The sequence below is a fragment of the Arthrobacter sp. B0490 genome, from assembly GCF_002929355.1.
Classification (GTDB): domain Bacteria; phylum Actinomycetota; class Actinomycetes; order Actinomycetales; family Micrococcaceae; genus Arthrobacter_D.
Genome location: NZ_PJIR01000044.1, coordinates 1 through 1,355, shown reverse-complemented (window position 1 = coordinate 1,355; position 1,355 = coordinate 1). Strand labels below are relative to the sequence as shown.

Genomic DNA, 1,355 nt, shown 5'->3' with positions numbered 1-1,355 from the left:
GTTCAACGATGAGCAACCGGGAGATTGCATGACCAGCTGGCGGATCAGGGACTTCCACCCATCGGACCTGGACGGGATCCTGCATCTCTGGGAAACCCTCAAGTTGCACAATGTCGAACCGGTATATGCGCTGTCCGAGGTACTCGCGTCCTGCGAGAAGGACCATGCTGTAGTAGCGGTGCAAGGAGAGCACGTGGTGGGCGCCGCCGTCGGACGTGCAGCACACGATCAGGGCTGGATCGTTTTCCTAGCCACGCTTCCGGAATCTCGTGGTCGCGGAATCGGCACATCCTTGCTCGCAGCGGTTGAGAACCGCATGGCGCCACATGGGCTGAACAAGCTCTCGGCGCTGATGCCCGAATCGGAAACCAGGGTGGAAGCCTTCCTTGGCCGCGGTTTCGCGCTCAAGAAGAACCTGCGGTATTTCGAACGGACAATTCCTGTACAGCGGCAGGAACTCGGTGCGCTGGAGCAGCTCGGTGGTCGCGTGTTGGCCCGGGACCTGTGGGCAAACGTGGCCGGGATGCACGGGGAAAAAGAACTGCTGGAACGTCGGCTGGTACTACCCCTGTCCGAAGCGGACCTCGCCGACGAATACGGCGTTGTCCCGCCGCGGGCCGTGGTTCTGTTCGGCCCCCCTGGCACCGGCAAGACGACCTTCGCCAAGGCCATAGCCTCCCGGCTGGAGTGGCCCTTCGTAGAGGTCTTCCCCTCCCGGCTCGCCTCGGATCCACAAGGGCTCGCTGGAGCTCTGCGGGAGACGTTCCTGGAAATCGCCGACCTCGAGCATGCCGTGGTTTTCATCGACGAAGTGGAAGAGATCGCTTCTCAGCGTTCGGGAGAGCCACCGTCGCCGCTGCAGGGCGTGACCAACGAGCTCCTCAAGATCATTCCAGCCTTTCGGGAACAGCCGGGTCGTCTGCTGGTGTGCGCGACGAACTTCATTCGAGCCCTGGACACCGCCTTCCTGCGCCATGGCCGGTTCGACTACGTCATCCCTATCGGTCTACCCGACAGGACGGCCCGCGAAGCCATGTGGCAACGCTTCATCCCCGATCTCGTGATAGCCGCGGTGGATGTCGGACTTCTTGTGGAACGCACCGAGGGGTTCTCTCCCGCCGACATCGAGTACGCCGCCCGCAGTGCCTCCCAGCGTGCGTTCGAGAAGGCGGTGTACGACGACGACGGCGGCCTGCCTGCGGGAGAGGCGCCCGCCGTCCGCGACAAGGTCCGAAAAGGACCTTCCACTCAGGACTATCTCGATTCCATCAGCGACACCCGAACGACCGTCAGCGAAGAGGTCCACCGGGACTTCCTCGAAGACATCCACACCCTGGGGCGGGTGTAGTTGCCAG

1 protein-coding gene is annotated in these 1,355 nt (G+C 63.0%); it reads left to right on the top strand.

Annotated elements, in window-relative coordinates; translation table 11 throughout:
- Nucleotides 1–28: 28 nt before the first annotated feature.
- Nucleotides 29–1,348: an ATP-binding protein gene (locus CXQ97_RS18500; protein ID WP_104182355.1), complete on the top strand. Its 1,320-nt coding sequence runs from the start codon at nucleotides 29–31 to the stop codon at nucleotides 1,346–1,348.
- Nucleotides 1,349–1,355 lie beyond the last annotated feature (7 nt).

Coding starts and splice junctions, on each gene's coding strand:
- CXQ97_RS18500 (WP_104182355.1), top strand. CDS start 29: ATGACCAGCTGGCGGATCAGGGACTTCCACCCATCGGACCTGGACGGG.